The 21,520-nt window shown below is 55.7% G+C and carries 11 protein-coding genes and 1 pseudogene; 10 read left to right on the top strand and 2 right to left on the bottom strand.

The window, feature by feature from the left end; genetic code table 11:
- Positions 1-112 precede the first annotated feature (112 nt).
- Positions 113-1,441, top strand: a complete 1,329-nt coding sequence (locus DB48_RS15440) for a GGDEF domain-containing protein (protein ID WP_052813816.1) — start codon at positions 113-115, stop codon at positions 1,439-1,441.
- A 168-nt stretch (positions 1,442-1,609) separates the two neighbouring features.
- Here the strand turns inward: DB48_RS15440 and msrQ are convergent, their stop codons facing one another.
- On the bottom strand, positions 1,610-2,227 hold the full coding sequence (msrQ, locus tag DB48_RS15435) for a protein-methionine-sulfoxide reductase heme-binding subunit MsrQ (RefSeq protein WP_041511104.1): 618 nt from the start codon (positions 2,225-2,227) through the stop codon (positions 1,610-1,612).
- A gap of 40 nt (positions 2,228-2,267) precedes the next feature.
- Complete coding sequence (gene msrP, locus DB48_RS15430; protein ID WP_041511126.1) at positions 2,268-3,293, bottom strand: protein-methionine-sulfoxide reductase catalytic subunit MsrP; 1,026 nt, start codon at positions 3,291-3,293, stop codon at positions 2,268-2,270.
- Between the two features lie 181 nt (positions 3,294-3,474).
- On the opposite strand from msrP, the gene rmuC reads away from it, so the two are divergent.
- The 9 genes and pseudogenes from rmuC to DB48_RS15385 all read left to right on the top strand — a co-directional run bounded on the left by rmuC (position 3,475) and on the right by DB48_RS15385 (position 21,479).
- Positions 3,475-4,950 carry a DNA recombination protein RmuC gene (gene rmuC / locus DB48_RS15425; protein ID WP_041511103.1) on the top strand — a complete coding sequence of 492 codons (1,476 nt, stop codon included), beginning with the start codon at positions 3,475-3,477 and terminating at the stop codon, positions 4,948-4,950.
- Between the two features lie 77 nt (positions 4,951-5,027).
- Complete coding sequence (locus tag DB48_RS15420; RefSeq protein WP_041511102.1) at positions 5,028-6,965, top strand: transglycosylase SLT domain-containing protein; 1,938 nt, start codon at positions 5,028-5,030, stop codon at positions 6,963-6,965.
- A gap of 246 nt (positions 6,966-7,211) precedes the next feature.
- Entirely contained in the window at positions 7,212-8,123 is a 912-nt protein-coding gene (locus DB48_RS15415) for an AAA family ATPase (protein ID WP_041511101.1), read from the top strand.
- Between the two features lie 18 nt (positions 8,124-8,141).
- Entirely contained in the window at positions 8,142-9,131 is a 990-nt protein-coding gene (locus DB48_RS15410; RefSeq protein ID WP_041511100.1) for a DUF58 domain-containing protein, read from the top strand.
- Entirely contained in the window at positions 9,121-11,151 is a 2,031-nt protein-coding gene (locus DB48_RS15405) for a transglutaminase family protein (protein WP_041511099.1), read from the top strand. Before DB48_RS15410 ends, DB48_RS15405 begins: the two co-directional genes overlap by 11 nt.
- Positions 11,152-11,413: 262 nt before the next feature.
- Positions 11,414-14,941 (top strand): exodeoxyribonuclease V subunit gamma, encoded by a 3,528-nt coding sequence (recC, locus tag DB48_RS15400; protein WP_041511098.1) that lies wholly within the window; start codon positions 11,414-11,416, stop codon positions 14,939-14,941.
- A gap of 1 nt (position 14,942) precedes the next feature.
- Positions 14,943-18,598, top strand: a pseudogene (gene recB / locus DB48_RS15395) (exodeoxyribonuclease V subunit beta).
- Complete coding sequence (gene recD, locus DB48_RS15390) at positions 18,595-20,559, top strand: exodeoxyribonuclease V subunit alpha (RefSeq protein ID WP_041511097.1); 1,965 nt, start codon at positions 18,595-18,597, stop codon at positions 20,557-20,559. The pseudogene recB and the gene recD overlap by 4 nt, the downstream one beginning before the upstream one ends.
- On the top strand, positions 20,556-21,479 hold the full coding sequence (locus DB48_RS15385; RefSeq protein ID WP_041511096.1) for a hypothetical protein: 924 nt from the start codon (positions 20,556-20,558) through the stop codon (positions 21,477-21,479). The genes recD and DB48_RS15385 overlap by 4 nt, the downstream gene beginning before the upstream one ends.
- Positions 21,480-21,520: the final 41 nt, after the last annotated feature.

Genomic DNA, 21,520 nt, shown 5'->3' with positions numbered 1-21,520 from the left:
GCTATTTACATAGAATAACTATGCCGCACAGCATGCGCCTTGAGCAAAACGCGTTTAGATCGAACAAAAATTAAACCTGAAAGATAAACAGACCCTAGGACGTTAACAGCAAATGATGATCAATACTCGCTTGAAGTTGCTGCTTTTTATCAGTCTGTTCCTGACGACCACCATATTATTGACCTTTGCCGGCCTGAAACACATACAGCAGGATAACCTGAGGCAACTGTCCAGCATCATGGAACTGGAAAGCAACATAGATATACTCAGGAGTCGGCTTTGGGCCTTGCAGGAGTTTCAAGACCCGGAAGTATTGATCCAGACGCTCAATGCCCATCAAGAGCTTAAACAAAAACTTGCCAAGGCCCAGTTTCTCGCGCCATCCACTAAGATATTGACCACCAACTTAAATCGTCAGGCGGATAGCCTCGCGGCGCTGCTCGAACTCACCCAGCAGCATATGAGTTCGACTCCACAGCGTGGCATCACTTCTGCCCGAGGCATGTTAACCACCCGATTTAACATCACGATACAGTCCATGAGTGAAGATCTCACCAGTCTGCAGCGCCAGGTGATCGACAGCTTAGCCGAGCAGCAATCACAGATCCTCTCCTCAACTATCTTGTTCCTGCTGGCGGGCTCCATCATCTCACTGCTGTTTACCATCTCGACCCTCAAGGCCTTCAGAGAGAGCCTGCATCCGATGAAACAGGGGATCAAACGGCTCAGCCAGGGCGATCTAGACAGCAATATTGAAGTTGTTCATCACAACGAGCTCGCCATACTCGCGCAGAAATTTAACGCCATGACCCAGAAACTCAAAGAGACCACAATACGCAAGGAGGCGCTGCAGAGCGAGGTTCAATCGCAGACCAAACAGCTCAAGCGTCAGACCCAGAAGCTAAAATATGTCGCGGAACACGACGATCTGACCGGCCTCTACTCTCGCAGCGCCTTCGAGCGGCAGATAGACACGGCCATCGCCCGCTGCCAGCGCACTCAGATGCACGCCGCCATGTTATTCATCGATCTGGATAAATTTAAACAGGTTAACGACAGCCTGGGCCATGATAACGGCGACAAGGTACTGTCGACGGCGGCGAGGCGAATACAGAGCGCCGTGCGCAGCTCCGATATCTGCGGTCGCCTGGGAGGCGATGAATTCGTGGTCTGGCTCGAGCCCATCAACGACATCACCGAAGTCTCGATAGTGATAGACAAGATCATCGCTCAGGTCTCGCCCCCTATCGTCTGTGGTCGCACCTCGGTATCACTCACCGTCAGCATAGGCGTTGCCATGTATCCGGGCGATGAGCTAACCCGCCTCAACCTCATCAAAATTGCCGACGACAACATGTATCAAGCCAAAAAGATCAGTGGTAACAGCCACCGCTTTAGCGAGACGATTGCCCAGCAGGTGGACAAGAGTGAGATCGATTAATACCAATCACAGTAGTAAGTATTTGATCAGAAATAGCGCAGGAAAAACGCTTGAGAACAAAGCAAGATTTTTAGATAAGTAGTTATTCTACAATTAAAAATATTAATGCAGTTATCGAGCGTTTTAACCAGTTAGAATGATCAATTATTTATTACGATTGGTATAACCCTAGCTCGTCCTCAGTGAAAAACGCCGCTGCAACTGCTTAAAATTAACTCTGATCAATAACAAACAGATCAAGCCAATCAGATAAAGGCTCGGCTCGATCACCTCAGATTTAACCGACCAATAAAAATGGATCGGTGCCAGTAAGGCCACCAGATAGACCCAGTTATGCAACTGCTGCCAGCGCCGCCCCATGGCACGTCTAACCCTGGCAAACGAGGTGATCGCCAGCAGCAACAAGATGAGATAGGCCGTCGCGCCCACCATAATATAGGGACGTTTAACGATCTCACTTAGCAGCAGTTGCCAGGCAAACAGCAGGTCGAGGCTCAAGAAAGCCAAGATGTGTAAACTGGCATAGGCAAACACATACAAGCCCACTAAGCGGCGGGTTTGCATCAAGAGCCCGAGCTTAAAATACTTTGCCACCGGCGAGATGAGTAGCACGGCGATCAGGGAATTGATCGCCCCCATCCCGGTATAGTGAATGATGTACTGCACCGGATCGCCCCCAAGCTGTTCGGTTAGCACTCGCCACACCAACACCCCGAGGGGAACGAGGGCGATAAGATGAAACACTAGCTTGAGCGGCAACAGATGCCTGGCTTGCAATCGAAACAAAGACTTCTCCTCTTTATGGCTCGCTTGTATTCAAATGAATCTAATAGTACTGACGCAGATCCATTCCCTTGTAGAGATGGGCTACCTGCTCGCCATAGCCGTTAAAGGGCAAGGTCGCGATGCGCTGCGCCGAGAAGATCCCGCCCTCACCTATGCGCCGCTCTGTCGCCTGAGACCACCTAGGGTGATCAACCTTAGGGTTCACATTGGCATAGAAACCATATTCGTGGGGTGCCAGTTGGTTCCAGCTAGTGGGTGGCTGCTTGTCCATCACCCGGATCCTGACCACAGACTTGATGCTCTTGAAGCCATACTTCCAAGGCACCACCAAGCGGATAGGCGCACCGTTTTGCGGCGGCAGCGTCTTGCCGTAGAGACCAACGGCCATGAAGGCCAGTTCATTGGTAGCCTCATCCAGTCGCAGCCCTTCCACATAGGGATAATGAATACCGCCTCCCATCAGTCGGCTCTTCTGCCCCGGCATCTGGTCGGGGTCGAACAGGGTCTCAAAGGCCACATGGGTCGCACCAGCCTTAACCCCTGCCTTGGCTAGCAGGGCTTTTAACGGAAAACCCACCCAAGGGATCACCATAGACCAGGCCTCGACACAGCGAAGGCGATAGATGCGCTCTTCCAGTGGCAGCAACTTAGTCAAGTCGTCCAGATCCAGTGTGAGCGGCTTGTCTACCATGCCCTCGACCCGCAGCACCCAGGGATCAACCTTGAAGCCTTGGGCATTCTCGACAGGATCTGTCTTGCTGGTACCAAACTCGTAGTAGTTGTTGTGGGTCGTCACCTTCTTTTCAGGCGTTAAGATCTCCTGCTGACCAAAGGCATTGTTGCGACTAAATGCCAGCGGATGGGTCACAAAGGGAGCGTGGGGCTCAGATTGACCAAACAGGTCAAACAGTCCCGCCTGCACCTGTCCGGGAATGCTGGCTCCCAGCGCACCCAGACCGAGTGCCTTGACGATATTGCGTCTATCGTTAAATACCGCCTCTGGCGTGACATGTGCACTCTTCTCCTGCCAAGCTTTTCTTCCCGTTCCTATGATGCCCTTCGCCATATCTGCTACCACCTTATATACCTTGCGTTTCAGCCCATGCTTAATTAGATAGTCAAAACCCTTAAAAAATTTCACCTAAATAATATTTAACGAACAAGTGTTCGTCATTTGCCCTATCCCCCCTTGAACCTGCATTGGCCTCATGAGAGGCTTAACGCCAAGCTTATAACGGGTATCGACTATGTTGACACAACTTCCTCTATCTCTCCCACAAATCATCGTCTTAGCCGCGGTGGCCATGTTAGCACTGCTGATCGGTGCCCTACTCAACCAGCGCCTCACCCGCAGCAAATGGCAGAGGGTAAGAGAGGAACTAGTCCAGGAGCACAGCACCGCCATCGCACTGCTGGAAGCATCGCTGGAAGAGAAGCGCAGCGATGTCGCCCAGCTCAACCAGAAGCTTGAACATCAGATTAATCTGCTCGGCATGAGCCAGGCCCAGGCCCAGCGCGCCGACGATCTCGAGCAACAACTGCAGCAGAGCCAGCGCAAACAGATGGAGACCCAACTGGCCCTGTCCAAGTCCAACGCCATTCAGCAGACGCTGACGGTCAAGTTTGAGACCGAGCAACAGGCACTGGAAGACAAGATTAAACATCTGCACGAATCAGAGTCGCGCCTGACCCAACAGTTCGAAAATCTCGCCAACAAAATTTTTGATGCTAAGGCGCAGCGTTTACAACATGAGAGCGAACAACAGCTCTCTAACGTGCTTTCTCCCTTTAAACAACAGCTTGAAGGTTTTAGAAAGCAGGTTCAGGAATCTTATACTGTCGAGCAGAATGAGCGCAGCGCCCTTAAGCATCAGCTGGAGTCACTCAAGGCGTTAAACCTACAAATGAGTCAGGACGCTATCAACCTCACCAAGGCGCTCAAGGGCGATAACAAGCAGCAAGGTAACTGGGGCGAAGTGATTCTGGAGCGCGTACTGCAAGAGAGCGGCCTGAGAGAGGGTCACGAGTATGAGACCCAGCAAGATCTCAAACACGACAATGGTAAACGCTTCAAGCCAGATGTGATCGTTCATCTGCCGGAAAACAAAGATGTGGTGATCGACGCCAAGATGTCCCTGGTGGCCTACGAGCGTTACTTCAACAGCGATGATGACAGTGTCAAGGCGGCCGCCATCAAGGAGCATTGTCTATCGATCCGCAATCACATCAAGGGCCTCAGTCAAAAGGATTATCAGGCGCTTCACGGCTTAACAAGCCTGGATTATGTGCTAATGTTTATTCCATTGGAGCCCGCGTTCCTGTTGGCGCTCGAGCATGAACCTAGCCTGATCAACTATGCGCTGGAAAACAACATCATGCTGGTGAGCCCGACTAACTTGCTGGTGGCACTGCGAACCATTAACAACATCTGGCGCTATGAATATCAAAACCAAAACGCCCAGCTCATCGCCAAGCAGGCGGGCAAGATTTACGACAAGCTATGTGGTTACCTCGAGGATATGGAGAAGATAGGTCGCGCGGTGGAATCTCTGGACAGACACTATCAGGCGGCCATGGGTAAGCTAAGCACAGGTAAAGGGAACTTGATCCGCCAGGCCCATCAGATGCAACAGATGGGTGTCACGACCAATAAGCAGCTGGATAGTCAGTTACTCGATCAGGCGCTCAGTGAACATATGGAGCATGACATAAAACTGAATTGATCAACCGTTACACTCCAGCAAATACAGATGCGTCACAGAGCGAATCGAGCAAAGCAGTAGACAAGGATAGGAAGACAATGCCAAAGCGGTTAGGCACACTTTTTCAGGCTAAACGTTATCTCCTCATAGGCTTAGGTGCGCTCATCCCCATGACGCTGTCGGCGGCTAGCCTAACCCAGAATCAGCAGCGCTACCTTGACGCCAGAGAGGCGCTGGATGATGGCAAACTGGAACGCTATCAGACCCTGAGAACCCAGCTCAATGGCTACCCGCTCACCCCCTATCTCGACTACCACGCGGAAATAAATAACATACTCGCTGCGCCAGGCAAGGATGCGCGTAAGGCGATGGTGCGATTCAATGGCACACCGCTCTATAATAGTGCTCGCCACCGCTATCTTGAAAGCGCCGGTAAAACAAAGCGTTGGCAAGACTTTCTCACCATCAGCCCAGAAGAGCCCCGCAGCATCAGCCTGCAATGCTATTACTACCGTGCCCAGCTAAGCCAAGGCGACAAGGCCAAGGCCTTCGAAGGCGCCAAGAAGCTCTGGCTTCACGGACATTCGCGCCCCAAGGAGTGCGATCCTCTGTTTACCGCTTGGGAGAAAGCCGGACACCGCAGTCAATCGCTGCTCTGGTCGCGCATGCTAATGGCTTTCAACGGAAGCGAATATAGTCTGCTCAAATATCTGGCCAGTAAGGTGACGGCTCATCAGAAAGAGGCCAAACAGCTCCTTGCCGTCTATCAAGACCCCCGCACCCTGAGACACACCAAACGCTTTAAGGTGAAGGCCGCCATCTATGGCGATATCGTCGATGCGGGTCTCAGGCGCCTGGCCCGAAAAGATCTCATCAAGGCGGTCAGCCTGTTTCAAAAATATGAGAAGGCCCACAGATTCAGCGACTATCAAGCACAAAAACTGGCGCGCTACCTGATGAAACGCGCCTTGATTGCCCAGGAGACAGAGCTCAAAGCCTTCGTCGATAACCGCCTGCCTAAGACAGACAGCGACGATCTTAAGGCGCTACGCCTGCGCTGGGCGATAAGAGAGGCCGACAATAAGAGTCTGGACAAATATCTGCCGCTATTAAGTGAATCCAAACGCCAGAAAGCCCGCTGGCAGTATTGGATAGCGAGGCGCCAGACGGAGACAGGTACTAAGGTGGCCGATACAGCCCTGCCCGCCCTGAGTAAGCAGCGAAACTTCTATGGCTTTACCGCCGCCGATCTGGTTTCGACCACCATCAACTTGGCACAGTTCGACACTCAGCTCGACGACAAGCTCACGCCCCTGCTCGCGCAGGATCTCGGGCTTGCCCGGGTTGAGCAGCTACTGGCACTGGATAAAAAAATTGATGCCCGCGCCGAATGGGTATTGCTACTTGGGCGCCACCCGCAGCAGAAACAGGCGCAGTATGCCCTGCTGGCGAGCCGCAACCAGTGGCACGACCTAACAGTACAGGCCAGCATACAGGGGCAGCTGTGGAACGACATGACGCTGCGCTTTCCCTATGCCGCCGACGAGGCCTTCAAGGCCGCCAGCAAAAATGCCGGGGTCGATATCGATGAGATCCGCGCCATCGCCCGCAGAGAATCTGCCTTTTATCCCTACGCCACCTCAGGCGTGGGTGCCCGCGGCCTGATGCAGTTGATGCCTGCCACGGCAAAAGAGACGGCGCGCAAACATGGCATCAAGTACCGCGGCAGCAAGAGCCTTTATGATGTCTCGCTCAATACCGGCCTTGGCAGCCGTTACTATAAGTCACTGCTCGACAGATTCGATGGTAACCGAGTGCTGGCCACCGCCGCCTATAATGCCGGCCCCCACAGGGTCACGCGTTGGCTGGAACGCAGCCAGGGCAAGCTGGATGTCTTTGCCTTTATCGAGTCGATCCCCTTTACCGAGACCCGCGAGTATGTGCAGGCGGTGCTGAGTTATCGCGCCATCTACCAGGCGAGACAGCAAAAGCCCGTCGCCCTCTTTTCCGCCCAGGAGTTGGCCTTTAAATATTAGGGCTCCTGTAAGCCTCTTTATCAAACGATTGCCCCGTCAAGAGGATGGCGCCGGCATCGTGCATACAACCAGCCTCGCCAATCGTGGCGAGCTTAGAGGCCATGTCAAAAATCTGGCAAATATCCCCTTGAAATTTCACTCGATAATTCGACTAAAAAAGCTGGCCAATCATAGACTTCTGCCTCATAGTTAAAGGTCATCATCAGGATTTATTTTGACTACCGAGTGCTCGCAATAAGGAGTTCCATGTCTCATTCAAGCATCACGGCGATCTTAAACCAGCTGCAACGTGTGTTGCTGGGCAAGCCCCATCAGATCAAGCTGGCCCTTACCTGTATCCTCGCCAAGGGACACCTGCTGATCGAAGATCTGCCGGGCATGGGCAAGACTAGCCTCTCTCAGGGGATGGCACAAAGCCTGGGGCTAAGCCATCAACGCATCCAATTTACCAGCGACATGCTGCCGGCGGATATTCTCGGCGTCTCCATCTTCGATAAGGAACAATCCCAATTTGTGTTCCATCCTGGTCCCATCTTTAAACAGATGATCCTGGCCGATGAGATCAACCGTGCCAGCCCCAAGACCCAGAGCGCGCTACTGGAAGCCATGGCTGAACAACAGATCTCGGTCGATGGCGTGACCCATGCCCTGCCGAGCCCCTTCTTCGTCATCGCCACCCAGAACCCCAGCGAACAGTCGGGTACCTTTCCCCTGCCGGAATCCCAGCTCGACCGTTTCATGATGCGGATCTCCATCGGCTATCCTGACGAGGCCGCCGAGATGGCCATGCTAAAGGGAGAAGATATCTCGCCCCAGTTACAGCACCTGCCCGCCTGTATCGATCCTCTCACCCTCATTGAGCTGCAATCTCAGGTGAGTAAGGTCAAGGCCTCCGAGGCGCTGCTCAACTATATCCTGGCGCTGGTGAAGGGTTCACGCCAGCTCAACGAAGGTTACGGACTTTCCCCTAGGGCAAGCAAGGCGCTACTCAGTGCCGCCAAGGCCTGGGCCTTCATTCAGGGACGTAATTATCTGGTTCCCGACGATGTACAGGCGGTATTTGCCGCCGTGGCCGAACACAGACTAAGACATACCAGCCAGCAGCAGGGCGAGGCCCTCTCTCAGCGTCTGCTCGCGAGCACTAACCCCATCTTATAAGCCCATATGATATAAGCCATGGCGAATACTAAGGTAAAGCAAAACCGACTCAGCCAATGGTGGCAGGCCTGGATCGCCAGACGCCTGCCCGCCAGCAATAAGGTGACCCTGGCCCACCGAAGTATCTTTATCCTGCCCACGGGTTTTGGCCTCTTCTGGCTGCTGTTCGTGGTCTTGCTGTTTCTCTTTGGCACCAACTACCAGAATAATTTGGTGATCGGACTCTCTATCTTACTGCTTAGCCTCTTCAACACCTGCATCATCTACAGCTATCGCAACCTGGCTGGCATGACACTCGAATCCAAGACAGGACCCGAAGCCTACGCGGGCGAGACCCTGCTCTATGGCGTCATCCTCCATGCCAAGCAGGTGCAACATCAGGTGGAGCTTAGCTATGAAAAACAGCGAGTACAGACCCTAAACCGAATCGACGATAAGCCCCAGGAGGCCCTGCTCCCCCTGAGTAACAGCCGACGAGGATGGGTAGCGCCCGGCCGCCTCAGGGTAGAGAGCCGCTATCCGCTGGGGCTGTGCCGCGCCTGGTCCCATGTGGATCTCGCCAACGCTCAGATAGCGTTTGCACAGCCTAAACCGGGCCAGTATGAACTAAGCGCCGAACAGCAAGGCGATGATCATCAAGCAAAAGAGAGGGGCAAGCGCGTCGTCGGCGTCGAGGAGTTTCACGGCCTTAAACCCTTCGTCACCGGTGAGTCGCTCAATCAGATCGCCTGGAAGCAGCTGGCACAGGGACGCGGCATGCTCACCAAAGAGTTTGAGCAGCCCCAGAGCGCGCCCCAATGGTTGACCTTAGACACTAATGCGCCTTTAGAGGAGCAAGTGAGCCTGCTGACCTGGGCGGCAGATAGGCTCTCGGCCAAGGGACAGATCTTTGGTCTAAAGCTGCCGGGCAAGACACTGATGCCTGGCAGCGGCGAGCAACATAGACACTTGGTGCTCAGCACCCTCGCCGTCTATCCTGACCATCTGGAGGCCAGCCATGGCCGATAGCAAGAGTGAGAACATAGGCCGTCAGAGCCTGCTCTGGCTGCTGCTGGTCAACCTCAGCGTATTGGCTCCCCTGTACGATAAGATGACGCCCTGGAGCATGGCCATTTGCGCCATCTGCCTGTTGTGGCGGGTGGGGATCTTTGTCGGTAAGGTGGCTAAGCCCCCCAGATACCTAGTGACCACACTGGCGATCGCCTCCGCCGTCACTCTGGCCTTAGTCACGGCGCAGATAGGCCTGTTAAACGGCTTGATCAACCTGCTGATCTTGGGTTACGCCCTCAAATATATCGAGATGCGCGACAGGCGTGACGTCCGCGCCGTGGTGCTGGTGGGCTTTTTCCTGATCGCCGTTACCCTCATCGAGAGACAGAGCCTCTGGTTCACCCTGCAATTAACTCTGGTGGCCACCATCAACATCTGCGTATTGGTCAGCCTCTATCTAAACGCCAGTTCGATTCGGCGGACCGCCAAGCTAGGGGCCAAGCTCATGCTGCAGAGCCTGCCTCTGGCCATAGTCCTGTTTATGGTGCTGCCCAGATTGCCACCGCTCTGGCTGGTGCCCAACCCCAAGAATGCCACCACGGGACTGAGCGACGAACTCGCCTTTGGCGATATCGGCAAGCTGACCCGCTCAAGCGCCCTGGCCTATCGCGTCACCTTCGACAATCGCCGCCCCGCCAACAGTCAGCTCTATTGGCGCGCTCTGGTGCTGGATCACTACGACGGCAAAACCTGGACCCAAGATCCGCAGATTAAGACGCTACAACGACAACGAGTCAAGACCAATGCTCGCCCCAATCCCGAAGGTACGCCGGTAAACTACGAGGTGATCGCCGAGCCGAGTTACCAAAACTGGCTGTTTGGTCTGGACCTCGCCTACACCAATACCCGAGATATTCTTGAGCTACCCGATGGCCGTCTGTATGCCAAGGCCCCCCTGAGTCAGAAATATCAATATCGAGTCAGCTCCTATCCAGAGGCGAAACTCGATCGCCGACTCTCGCCTGAACTCAGGCAGCGCAATCTTCAACTCCCTAAGGAGTCAAATCCAAGGTCACGGGCGCTGGGGCTTAAGCTGAAACACAAGTATCCCGCGCCCGAGTCGCGCCTTAACGCCATCATGACACTCTTTAATCAGGCGCCATTTTTCTACACCCTGGAACCACCTCGGGTCGGCCCGCAGCAGATAGATGACTTTCTGTTTGAGAACCGCGCCGGTTTCTGCGCCCACTATGCCAGTGCCATGGTATTCCTCGCCCGACAATCAGGCCTGCCCGCGCGCATGGTAACGGGCTATCAGGGCGGCGAGTGGAACCAGGCTGGCGGTTACCTCAGCGTCTATCAATATATGGCCCACGCCTGGGTCGAGGTCTGGCTCGAAGGTAAGGGCTGGACCCGCTTCGATCCCACAGCCATGATCGCCCCCGAACGGGTCGAGGCGGGATTCGATGCCCTGTTCTCACCCGAGCAGAGCTATCTTATCAATAACCCCTTCAGCAGCCTGAGGCTGCGCCAGTATCCTCTGCTCAACAATTTAAGGATGTCCCTGGCCAGCATAGATTACTACTGGAGCAAGTGGGTGCTGGGTTTCGACGAAGACAGGCAAACTCAATTGCTTAAAGAGCTCCTGGGTGAGATCAACGCCACCAAGGTAGCCATCTTTGTCATCGCCTCCTTCAGCGTTATCGCCCTCTTTATCGCCTACAGTGTCGGCCTGCTGCGCTTTAGCCGCCATCCTGACCCGGTAGTCGCCGGGTTCGAGCAGATCTGTACCATGCTGGCCAAACGCGGTCTGCCCCGCGCCCAAGGCGAATCTGTGGATGCTTATCAAAATCGGGTGCTGACCGCGGCGCCAGCGCTCAGCGAGCCCATGAGGCGTTACACCACAAATTACATGACGCTGAAATATCGCGTGCCCTCAACAAGGGCCAGCAAACAGCTCAAGCGTCAGCTTAAACAGGACTTACGCCGGCTGCGCATAGCCATCCTGAAACTTAAGGGCCCGTTAGAGGCCAGTTAAAGACTAAGACTAAGACTAAGACTAAGACTAAGACTAAGACTAAGACTAACAAGGCTTAACCTGCGCAAGGAAAACCAAGGGTTCTGAATACTTGCTTAGACAATCATGAGCCCAGTTCTCGCAAAGCCATTGAAAATTTGTGAAAAATAAGCATAAACTGAGCGAGGCTATCGAATTACACCGATATCGCCCGGCGAGGATTGGCCGGATAACCCAGATGCCCTAGAATAGCCACACAACAACGAAATGGATAAGTGATCTCATGCTGTATTTGGTGCAATCGAATCGAATGGAGGCTTTGGCGCAGCTGCTAGCCAACGAACTGCAGACGCCCCCGGCGGGTCAGTCACCACTGAGCAACGAACAGATCTTAGTCCAGAGCCCCGGCATGTCGACCTGGCTGAGGCTCGCCATCGCCGAGCAAAACAGCGTCGCCGCCGCATTGGAATTCCCCCTGCCGTCGAGCTTCATCTGGCAGCTGTGTCATCAGCTGCTGCCCGATGTCCCCAAGGAGAACGCCTTCACCAAACCGGCCATGACCTGGAAGCTGATGGAACTCCTGCCCGACCTGCTATCTGAGGAGGTTTTCGCTCCCTTAGCTCACTACCTCAAGGACGATGCCATACTCGAGGACAGCGCGGCGCCGCACTCACTAAAACTGTTTCAGCTCTGCAGCCAGATAGCCGATATCTTCGACCAATATCTGGTCTATCGTCCGGACTGGATCTTGGCCTGGGAACAGGGCGAAGATCGTCTGCCGCCTAAGGAGCGTCCACTGGATGGGTCGCAGCAATGGCAGAGCGTGCTGTGGCGCGCTTTGATCCACTACAATCATCACACTTTGAACCAGAGCCGTTATCACAGGGCCAACCTGCACCAGGCGCTGTTTGATGCCCTCAGCGATCCCCAGTGCGATCTTAGCAAGCTACCGACACGCCTGTTTGCCTTTGGGATCTCCTCCATGGCGCCGCAGACACTTGAGGTGCTCTACTTCCTCGCCAAACGTATCGATGTGGTGATGCTCAACCTCAGCCCCTGCCAACACTATTGGGGCGATATCGTCGATCCTAAGCTCAGGGCGCGCATGGCGCTGCAATATGGCGGCAAGCAGCAACTGTCTATCGACTGGGAGAGTAAACTCGAGGTGGGCAATCCACTGCTGGCTAACAACGGCAAGATGGGCCGTGAGCTGTTAGATCTTATCCTTGAGCTGCCGGAAAATGACACTAACTTCAATTTCGAATGCTACCAAGACCCTGGCAGTCACACTGTGCTGCAAGGGGTTCAGCAAGATATCCTCGAGCTGAGCACCCGGGGCCAGACCTTAGGGCCGGACGCCGAGCTCTATCTCACCACCCAGGGACGACGAATACTGGCGAGAGACGATGATTCCCTGACGCTAAGAAGCTGCCACAGTCCGCTAAGAGAGCTGGAGACGCTGCACGATCACCTGCTGGAACGCTTGTCACAATCAGACGGTCTCGCCCCCAAGGATATCGTGGTGATGATGCCAGATGTCGCCGCCTACGCACCCTACATAGATGCGGTGTTTGCCTCAAAACGCGGCGATCATTTTATCCCCTACGCCATCGCCGATCGGGGCGCGGCCCAGGAATCGCCGCTCATCAACAGCTTCCTACACCTGCTTGGGCTCAACAAGAGCCGCTTCGCCCTGACCGATATTCTGGGCATACTCGAGGTGCCCGCAGTGATGCGCCGCTTCGAGTTGAATGATGACGACCTCCTGCTTATTCGCCGCTGGCTGGAACAGGCAGGCGTACGCTGGGGCCGGGATGAGCAGAGTCGTCAGGCGCAGCAGCTGCCGGCCTTTGAGCATAACTCCTGGGCCTTTGGCATCAAGCGACTGATCTTAGGCTATAGCTTTAGCGATGAGGCCCCCATCTATCATGACAACCTGGCACTGCCCGGCGTCGAGGGACAATCCGCCCAGGCCCTGGGTAAGCTGCTCAACTTTATCGAGGCGATCGATGAATTTAATCGGGAGCTCGATTCACATTGCCCTCTCGGCGTGCGTATCGCTCAGCTGCAAAAACTGGTAGAAACCTTCTACGACTGCATTGAGGAGGAGCTAAATCAGAAGCAGGAGTTATTACAGGCGATCACGAGACTGAGTGATGAGCTGACCGCCACAGAGTACCAGAGCGAGCTCGAACTCGAGGTGATGCAAAATTGGTTTACCCGCCACCTCACCGAATCCCGGGTGGGGCAGCGTTATCTGGCGGGAAGCGTCAACTTCTGTACCCTGATGCCGATGCGTTCCATCCCCTTCAAGGTGGTCTGCCTATTAGGCATGAATGATGGTGTCTACCCCAGGGTTCAGCACCCCGTGGGCTTCGACTTGGTGGCGCAGGATGGGCCCCGCAAGGGCGACCGCTCCCGCCGACTCGACGACAGATACCTGTTCCTAGAGGCGCTGCTCTCGGCCAGAGAGCAGCTCTACATCAGCTATATCGGCCATAGCGAGCGGGATAACAGCGAGCGCATCCCCTCTATGCTGGTCTCTGAGCTTATCGAATACTGCCAGCTCTGCTACCTGCCGGCGTCCTGTGCAGACATGCTCAATGGAGACACAGACACGGCGGATATCGCCCAAATCGAACGGGCCATTTTAGCGCAGCTTATCGTCACTATGCCGCTACAACCCTTCGACGAGCGCCTTTATCTGGCACAAGAAGCGGCGCCGGATGGTGATGTTCGGGCTCAGCAACTGCGCCAGAGCTATAGCGAGCAGTGGTGCCCAACCACTCATACTAAGGAAGAGATTGAAGCAGACGACACACCCCATACTCAGCCCGGCCAGTTTATCACTGAGCCACTGAGCCTCATCGCCGACGAAGACAAGGACGAGCCGCTGGAGCTCTCGGCGTTGATCCGCTTCTTCCGTAACCCGGCGCAGTACTTTTTCAATCGCACCCTCAAGCTGGACCTTAGTCTTAGCATACAGATGGATGAAAATGATGAGCCCTTCGCCCTCAATGCCCTGTCTCGCTATCAGTTGCAATCGCTGCTGATTGAAGATGCGGTTAAATCGGGCGAGGAGCGGCCATCGGATAACCTGCTGCAGCGCCTGAGGCTCTCGGGTCAGCTGCCACTTGCCCCCTTCGACGATATTCTACTCAGCCAATATCAGCATGATATTCGCGCCTTGGTGGGGCGTACCCTCTATCTACAGGGGGAGAGCAGCCATACTCAGGATATCGACCTGACGTTGAGTGATAGCGCCGCCACGACGCTGGTGGGAAGAATAGACGGTATCAGTGCCAAGGGGCTGGTCAACTACCGTCCGGGCACGGCGAACGCGCGAGATCTTATTCGTGTCTACTTACGTCATCTCTGCCTCAATGCGGCTGCTGATAAGGATCAGGCCACTCCCTGGCAGCGCCACAGCTACCTGTTAGATATCGGCCATTTCCATGGTTTTGCGCCGATAACACCCGAGCAGGCGCTCAATCAGCTCTCGCGCTGGGCCGAGCATTACCATCAGGGTCAGTGCCAGCCCCTGCCCTTCATGCCTAGGACCGCCTTAGCCTATGTAGAGGCCGAAGGGGAGCATAGCGACAAGCTAATCGCCGCCCAGCCACAATGGCTGGATGAGCAGTCTAACCTGGGCGAAGGCCAGGAGGCCCACTACCAGCGGCTGTTTACTTTCCCTAGCGACTTTAGCGAGGCAGGTTTTGGCACCATAGCAACCGCCCTGCTCTCTCCCATGCTGAGTCTCTATCACAAGGCGCCGCTAAGCGAACTGGCCGATTTCGTGGAGGGCCAATAAGATGGCGACACAGACACTCGATCCCCTAAGCCTGCCCCTGTCAGGCACACGTCTCATCGAGGCCAGCGCAGGTACCGGTAAGACCTACACCATCGCCGGGCTCTACGTGCGTCTGCTGCTGGGCGATAGCCAGCGCGCGCCCCTAAGCTGCGAGCAGATCCTGGTGGTGACCTTTACCAATGCGGCCACTCAGGAACTCAGGGATCGTATCCGCAAGAAGATACAGCTCGCCTACCGCGCCTTTCTTGGCATGGAGGTGGACGATCCGCTGATTAACACCCTCTACAACGAGGCAGGGCCGAGCAGCGCAGTCAGGCGCTGAAACGATTCGATCTCGCGCTAAAATCCTTAGATGAGGCAGCAATTTTTACCATTCATGGCTTCTGTCAGCGCATTCTTAGCGACATGGCCTTCGAATCGTCGCTATTGTTTGAATCTGAATTTACCCTGGATGATAGCGAATACCTGCACCATGCGGTGCGGGATTTCTGGCGTGAGGCCTGCTATCCGCTACCTGGCTATCTGGCACAGATCATCGCCAACAAGTTTAGCGATCCCGACGGCCTCACCAAGCAGCTAAGGCCCCTGCTCGGCGCCAATCAGGCCAGTGTTTCACCACACCCCGAAGCCTTTTCCAAGGTATCTGAGCACCTGAGTCACAGCCTGGCGAGACTGCGGCTTATCTGGCCCCGTGAACGCGATGGGACGATTGAGCTACTCAAGGCGCTACCGCTCAACGGCACCCGCTTTGGTAAGAAAGATCAGGGCTACCCCAAGCTGGAAACCCTGTTCGCCGCCATGGATAACTGGGCGGCACAGCCACTGTCCCTGCCCGATAACAAGGTCCTCGGCGCCCTGGCCCTAAGTGGCCTTAAGCTCAACAAGGGCGGTGAGATCCCAACCCCGGAGCAGGCCCCGCTGCTGGCCCATATTGAGCACGTCGCACAGACTATAGAGACCCTGATCCCGAGTTTTCTCTATGGCGCCCGCGATGGCATCAAGGCGCGCTTTGCGACCCAGAAGCAGCTGAAGAATCTGCGCACGCCAGACGATCTGCTGATCGCCTTAGCTGACGCCCTGAGTGATGAGAGCGACAACGAACGAGCCCTGGCGAGCGCCATTGCCAGACGTTTTCCCATCGCACTGATCGATGAGTTTCAGGACACGGATCCGCTGCAATATCAGATCTTCAGTCGCATCTATCAGAGGGACGCAACCCTAGCGGATAACGACCTCGGCCTCTTGATGATTGGCGACCCCAAACAGGCGATCTACGCCTTTCGCGGCGCCGATATTCATACCTATATCCATGCCAGAGGTCAGACAGAAAACCATTACAGCCTTGACACCAACTACCGCTCGAGCCGAGCCATGGTCGAGGCGGTCAATCAGCTGTTCTCAAGAACCGACGACCCCTTCATCAGCCAGGCTATCCCCTTTGAGAACATCAAGCCCTCGCCCATGGCGGCAGAGAAGCGCCTGACTGAGCAGGTTCCTCAAAGCAGCGCCCTAAGACTCAAGCTGCTCAGTGAAGACCCCAACACCGGACTGAACAAAGCCAGCGCCCGCAGCCAGCTAGCAGAAGATGCCGCCAACGAGATAGCCAGGCTACTTAACGAGGCTGAGCGCGGCGAGTGCCTAATAAAGGACAGGCCGCTCAAGGCGAAAGATATTGCCGTGTTGGTGCGCGATCGCAACGAGGCCGCCTATATCAAGTCGGCGCTCAGTAGTCGCAATATCGGCGCCGTGTTTCTCAGCCGCGACAGCGTGTTCGACACACTCGTGGCCAGGGAACTCGCCCTGGTGCTGCTGGCCATCGCCAATCCCAAGGATGAGCGCGCGCTGCGCGGCGCCATGGCCACCGCCCTGCTGGGCTATGATGCCCAGGCGATACATGGCTTTAACCTGGATGAAGATGTGCGTCAGCAGCAGCTCGAGGCCTTCGACAACCTGCATCAGACCTGGCTTAAACGCGGGATCATGCCCTGCATGATGGCGCTTGCGGCCGATACCCGCCTCATCGAGCGACTACTGGCGGGCGAAGAGGGTCAGCGCCGCCTGACCGACTTCAGACACCTTGGCGAGCTGCTACAACAAAAGGCGATGGAACTTGATGGCATCAGCGCCCTGCTCAACTGGTATCAACAGACGTTGATCGAGCAAAGCAATACCGAAGAGTCGCAGCTGAGACTGGAGAGCGAGCAGAACCTGGTGCAGATACTCACCATACATAAGAGTAAGGGACTCGAATATCCCATCTGTTTCCTGCCCTTTGTCAGCCTGGCCCGGGACAATCGCCGCAAGCCGGCGCCCATGCTCTATCATGAGCAAGATGCCCTGGTTTGGGATATCACCCAAACAGATGAAGGCTGGGCCAAATACAAGGCGGAGAATCTTGCCGAAGACCTGCGCCTACTCTACGTGGCACTCACCCGCCCGGTGCTGGCCTGTTACTGCTACATCGCCAACCATTCACGCTTCACCAAGCGTGATGGCATCAGCAGCCAGTTGTTCGAGACCGCCATCGGCTACCTGCTGGGGATAGAGTCCAAGGCCTGTGAGTTTGCCGATATCCAGGCCGCCGCCGAGCAACTCATCAGCGAAGATATTTCGGTCGACCTGGTGCATAACACGGCGCCCAAGCGAGACTTTGAGCCCCTTGAAACCGCTCATGAACTCACCCTGGCACCGCGAACGCTTACCCGCAGACGCGAGACCCCCTGGCGGGTCGGCAGCTATTCAGGCCTGGTGAAACATTCGGCCCACGAGCAGGTAAGTCCTGGCATGGGCGATGAGGCCTTTCCCGAGTTAGAACAGCTAGTGACAGACAGCGAGCAAGTGACCCGCTTTAGTTTCGAGCGCGGCGCCAACGCAGGTAGCTTCCTGCACTGGGTGCTGGAACAGATAGACTTCACCGACGCCGACACCACACTGCGCCAAGAACTGCCCAAGGCGATGGAGCGCTTTGGCATTGGCGAACAGTGGCAAGCGATGCTCCATGACTGGTATCTGGATCTGCTGCATACGCCGCTCGATGGCGAGCAGCTGCGCCTTGCACGCCTCAGCCCGGCACAAAAGCTGGTGGAGATGGAGTTTTATATGCCCATAGGCCAGCTCGACGCCGCGGCGCTTAATCAGCTCCTCTGCCAATACGGCTACGGTTCAGGGCTTAACTTCGATACCCTGCAAGGCATGCTCAAAGGCTTTATCGACTTAACCTTCGAATATCAAGGCAAGTTCTATATCGCCGACTATAAGTCCAATCATCTGGGCGATCATCTGAGTCACTATGATAACGCCGCCATGGCGCGGGCGATCGTCGGACATCACTACGATCTGCAATACATCATCTATAGCCTGGCGCTACATCGCTATCTCAAACTGCGCCTGCCCGGCTACCAGTATGAGCAGCATGTGGGCGGCTGTTACTACCTCTTCCTGCGGGGCATGTCGGCTCAGTCGCCACAGACCGGCGTCTATTACGACAAGCCACCCTTTGCGCTGATTGAGGCGCTGGATACCCTGCTCAGCCAAAAGTCGCCGACTGCATCACAGGCCGATTCACAGCAGGCAGGCTTACAAGAAGCAGGGAAACCACAAGCGAGTCCACAGACAGACACCCCGCCTAGCCCAGCACAAGGAGAGCTAGACCTATGATCCAGCTAGCACAGCCACTCAGCCAGCTCCTTAAACTCTGGCAGCAGAAGGGACTGCTCACGCCACTGGATCGCCACTTTGCCCTGCAGATGCAGGCGCTGCACGGCGATGGCGACGATCTCTTTACCCTGATCTGCGCCCTGCTCAGCCGCCAGTTGTCCCAGCAGCACACCTGTCTTCCCCTAGCTCAGATAGACAGAGACAATCCGCTGCATGAGCAGCTTTCTCAATGTCGGCTGGACCTGTCGCCACAAGCGCTCGCCGAGCACCTGATTAACTATCAGGCCGTTAGCCCTGCCGATGGTAAGCTGGATACCCCGTTAATCTTAGATGGCGATAGGCTCTACCTGCAGCGTTACTACCAGTTTGAAACGCAAGTGGCCGAGCGTCTCAAACAGCTCAATCAGCCGCTCACTGTCGTGGCGCCGGACAAGGTCGCGAGCATACTTAACATCCTGTTTGCCGCGCAAACCGAGAAGCCCGACTGGCAGAAGATCGCCACCGCCACCGCCTTTAGCCAGAAGCTGGCGGTGATCACCGGTGGGCCAGGCACAGGCAAGACCACCACAGTGACTAAGCTCTTGTTGCTGCTCTGTCTGGAGCAGCAACTCACCATCAAGCTGGTGGCGCCGACGGGCAAGGCCGCCGCGCGTCTGAGCGAATCGATCAAGGCCTCCAAGGCCAGACTCGCCCAGGAGCTGGCCCAATATGACAACACGCTAGATCTTAAACAGCTAGAGCAGGTACCCGAAGAGGCCGCCACCCTGCACCGCCTCTTGGGGGTGATCCCAGGCTCTCACAAATTCAGGCACCATAGGGACAACCCGCTTAGGTTGGATCTTTTGATCCTAGATGAGGCCTCCATGGTGGATCTGCCCATGATGCACAAGCTGTTAGCAGCGCTGCCCGACCATGCCAGGCTGATCCTGCTGGGTGACCAGGACCAACTCGCCTCGGTCGAGGCTGGCGCCGTATTGGCGGATATCTGCGCCGGGCTAAAACAGACAGACTCACTGGAAAGTGGCTGGCGCATGCGCTACTCACATGAGAAGGCCACACTGCTCAGTAAACTCACTAGCGAAGATCTCAGCCCTTACGTAGATGCGCATCCGGCGCTGGGCGATAGCCTAGCCATGCTGATGCACAGCCACAGATTTAAAGGCGATGCCGGTATCGGCCTGTTGGCCAGCGCCGTAAACCGCCGTGACCTGGCAGGCATATTAAACGTCTGGCAGAGCGGGTATGCCGAGCTAGGCTGGCTTGAGCATCAGCTAACGCTTCAGGGCAACACAGGACTCACGGCGTTAATGAGCCAGAGCGTCGAGCAGTACAGTCCTTATCTTGCCATGGTAAAGCAGCTAGCTAGCGAAGATAGCGCCGATGGTAAGGAGCTTGATGAGATAGCCAACGAGATCATCGCTCGCTTCAACGATTACCGTATCCTCTGCGCCATGCGCGCCGGCGAATATGGTGTAGAGGGGATCAATGCGGCCGTCACCCAGGCACTAAAAGATGCTCGGCTCATCGAGCCCTCTAGCGAGTTTTACGCCGGACGTCCCATCATCATCCAGAGCAACGACTATAACCTGGGGCTGTTTAACGGCGATATCGGGGTGATCCTTCCAAGTAGCGGCGCCACCCGCCGCCTGATGGCCTATTTCGTTCAGGCCGATGGCAGCCTGCTCAAGGTACTGCCCGCACGGCTTCCTAGCCACGAGACCTGTTACGCCATGACGGTACATAAGAGTCAGGGCAGCGAATTTCAGCAGGTCGCCTTAGTCTTGCCGCCAAGACCCAGTGTCGCCCAGCGCCAGCTGCTCACCAAGGAGTTGGTCTACACTGCCATCACCCGCGCCAAGGGGCACTTCACCTGTCTGGGCAGTCAGGCGGTATTCGAAGCGGCCTGTCGCCAGGCGACGCTTAGGACCTCGGGGCTGGCTCAGAGGCTTTGGCAGGCATGACGCTCACACTCAACACCCTGCTCAACCAGACACCAAGCGAGCATCCAAGGGCCTTAGTGCTGGGCAACGGCATCAATCGTTATCGCGCCAAGGATGACAGCCCACGGCAAACTCAAGGCAACAACGCCTGGGATGAGATGCTGATCAGCCTGTGGCGTGCCCATCGGGGCGATGAGGTGGCAAGCGTGCCTGCTGGCATAGCACTCACTGAGTTTTATGATGCACTGGATCTGATAAGTGAGCGCCCCAACAAACAGCTACAGAAAGAGTTTTGTGAGCTGATGTCGAGCTGGCAACCCCAGCGCCAGCACCAAGATCTGGTGGCCTGGGCGGAGGCGACCCAGACCCCGATACTGACCACCAACTTCGAACAGACACTCGCCGCGAGCCAGTCGCTAAAGTTACATCACCTACAGGCGAAGCATTTTACCGACTTCTACCCCTGGTCGAGCTATTTCGCCAAGTCCCCCATCGACTCACCCACGCAGGCGTTTGCCATCTGGCATATCAACGGCATGCAAAGGTATGCCCGTAGCGTTCGCTTGGGACTGAGCCATTACATGGGCGCGGTCGACAGGGCCAGAGAGATCTTGCATCAGGGTCACCTGGGCGGCGGCTTTAAGCAGGCACTCAAGGAAAACTGGCGCGGTAATACCACCTGGCTCAACATCTTGCTGCATAACGAGCTGGTGTTTATCGGTTTAGGACTAGAGAGCAATGAGATCTTTCTGCGCTGGTTGCTCATCGAGCGCGCCAAGCTCTACAAGGCCTTTCCCGAACGCAGACGCAAGGCCTATTATGTCTACGCCGGTGAGCCCATCTGCCAGGGACAGACGCTGTTTCTCGAGGCGGTGGGTGTGACTGTGCTGCAGCAGGCGGATTATGAGGCGCTCTACCAGGCGCCCTGGAACCATAGATAGAGTGTTGCCTGGCGGCTAATTCGGCCACAAAATGCCCGGTC

The organism is Shewanella sp. cp20 (assembly GCF_000832025.1).
Classification (GTDB): Bacteria; Pseudomonadota; Gammaproteobacteria; order Enterobacterales; family Shewanellaceae; genus Shewanella.
The sequence above is the reverse complement of the archived record's forward strand: the minus strand, read 5'-3'. Positions and strand labels throughout refer to the sequence as shown.

Excerpts from the sequence above, each read along its gene's own strand:
- DB48_RS15410 (WP_041511100.1), top strand. The coding sequence starts at position 8,142 with ATGGCGAATACTAAGGTAAAGCAAAACCGACTCAGCCAATGGTGGCAG.
- DB48_RS15440 (WP_052813816.1), top strand. The coding sequence starts at position 113 with ATGATGATCAATACTCGCTTGAAGTTGCTGCTTTTTATCAGTCTGTTC.
- recD (WP_041511097.1), top strand. The coding sequence starts at position 18,595 with ATGATCCAGCTAGCACAGCCACTCAGCCAGCTCCTTAAACTCTGGCAG.
- recC (WP_041511098.1), top strand. The coding sequence starts at position 11,414 with ATGCTGTATTTGGTGCAATCGAATCGAATGGAGGCTTTGGCGCAGCTG.
- DB48_RS15385 (WP_041511096.1), top strand. The coding sequence starts at position 20,556 with ATGACGCTCACACTCAACACCCTGCTCAACCAGACACCAAGCGAGCAT.
- msrP (WP_041511126.1), bottom strand. The coding sequence starts at position 3,293 with ATGGCGAAGGGCATCATAGGAACGGGAAGAAAAGCTTGGCAGGAGAAG.
- DB48_RS15420 (WP_041511102.1), top strand. The coding sequence starts at position 5,028 with ATGCCAAAGCGGTTAGGCACACTTTTTCAGGCTAAACGTTATCTCCTC.
- DB48_RS15405 (WP_041511099.1), top strand. The coding sequence starts at position 9,121 with ATGGCCGATAGCAAGAGTGAGAACATAGGCCGTCAGAGCCTGCTCTGG.
- rmuC (WP_041511103.1), top strand. The coding sequence starts at position 3,475 with ATGTTGACACAACTTCCTCTATCTCTCCCACAAATCATCGTCTTAGCC.
- DB48_RS15415 (WP_041511101.1), top strand. The coding sequence starts at position 7,212 with ATGTCTCATTCAAGCATCACGGCGATCTTAAACCAGCTGCAACGTGTG.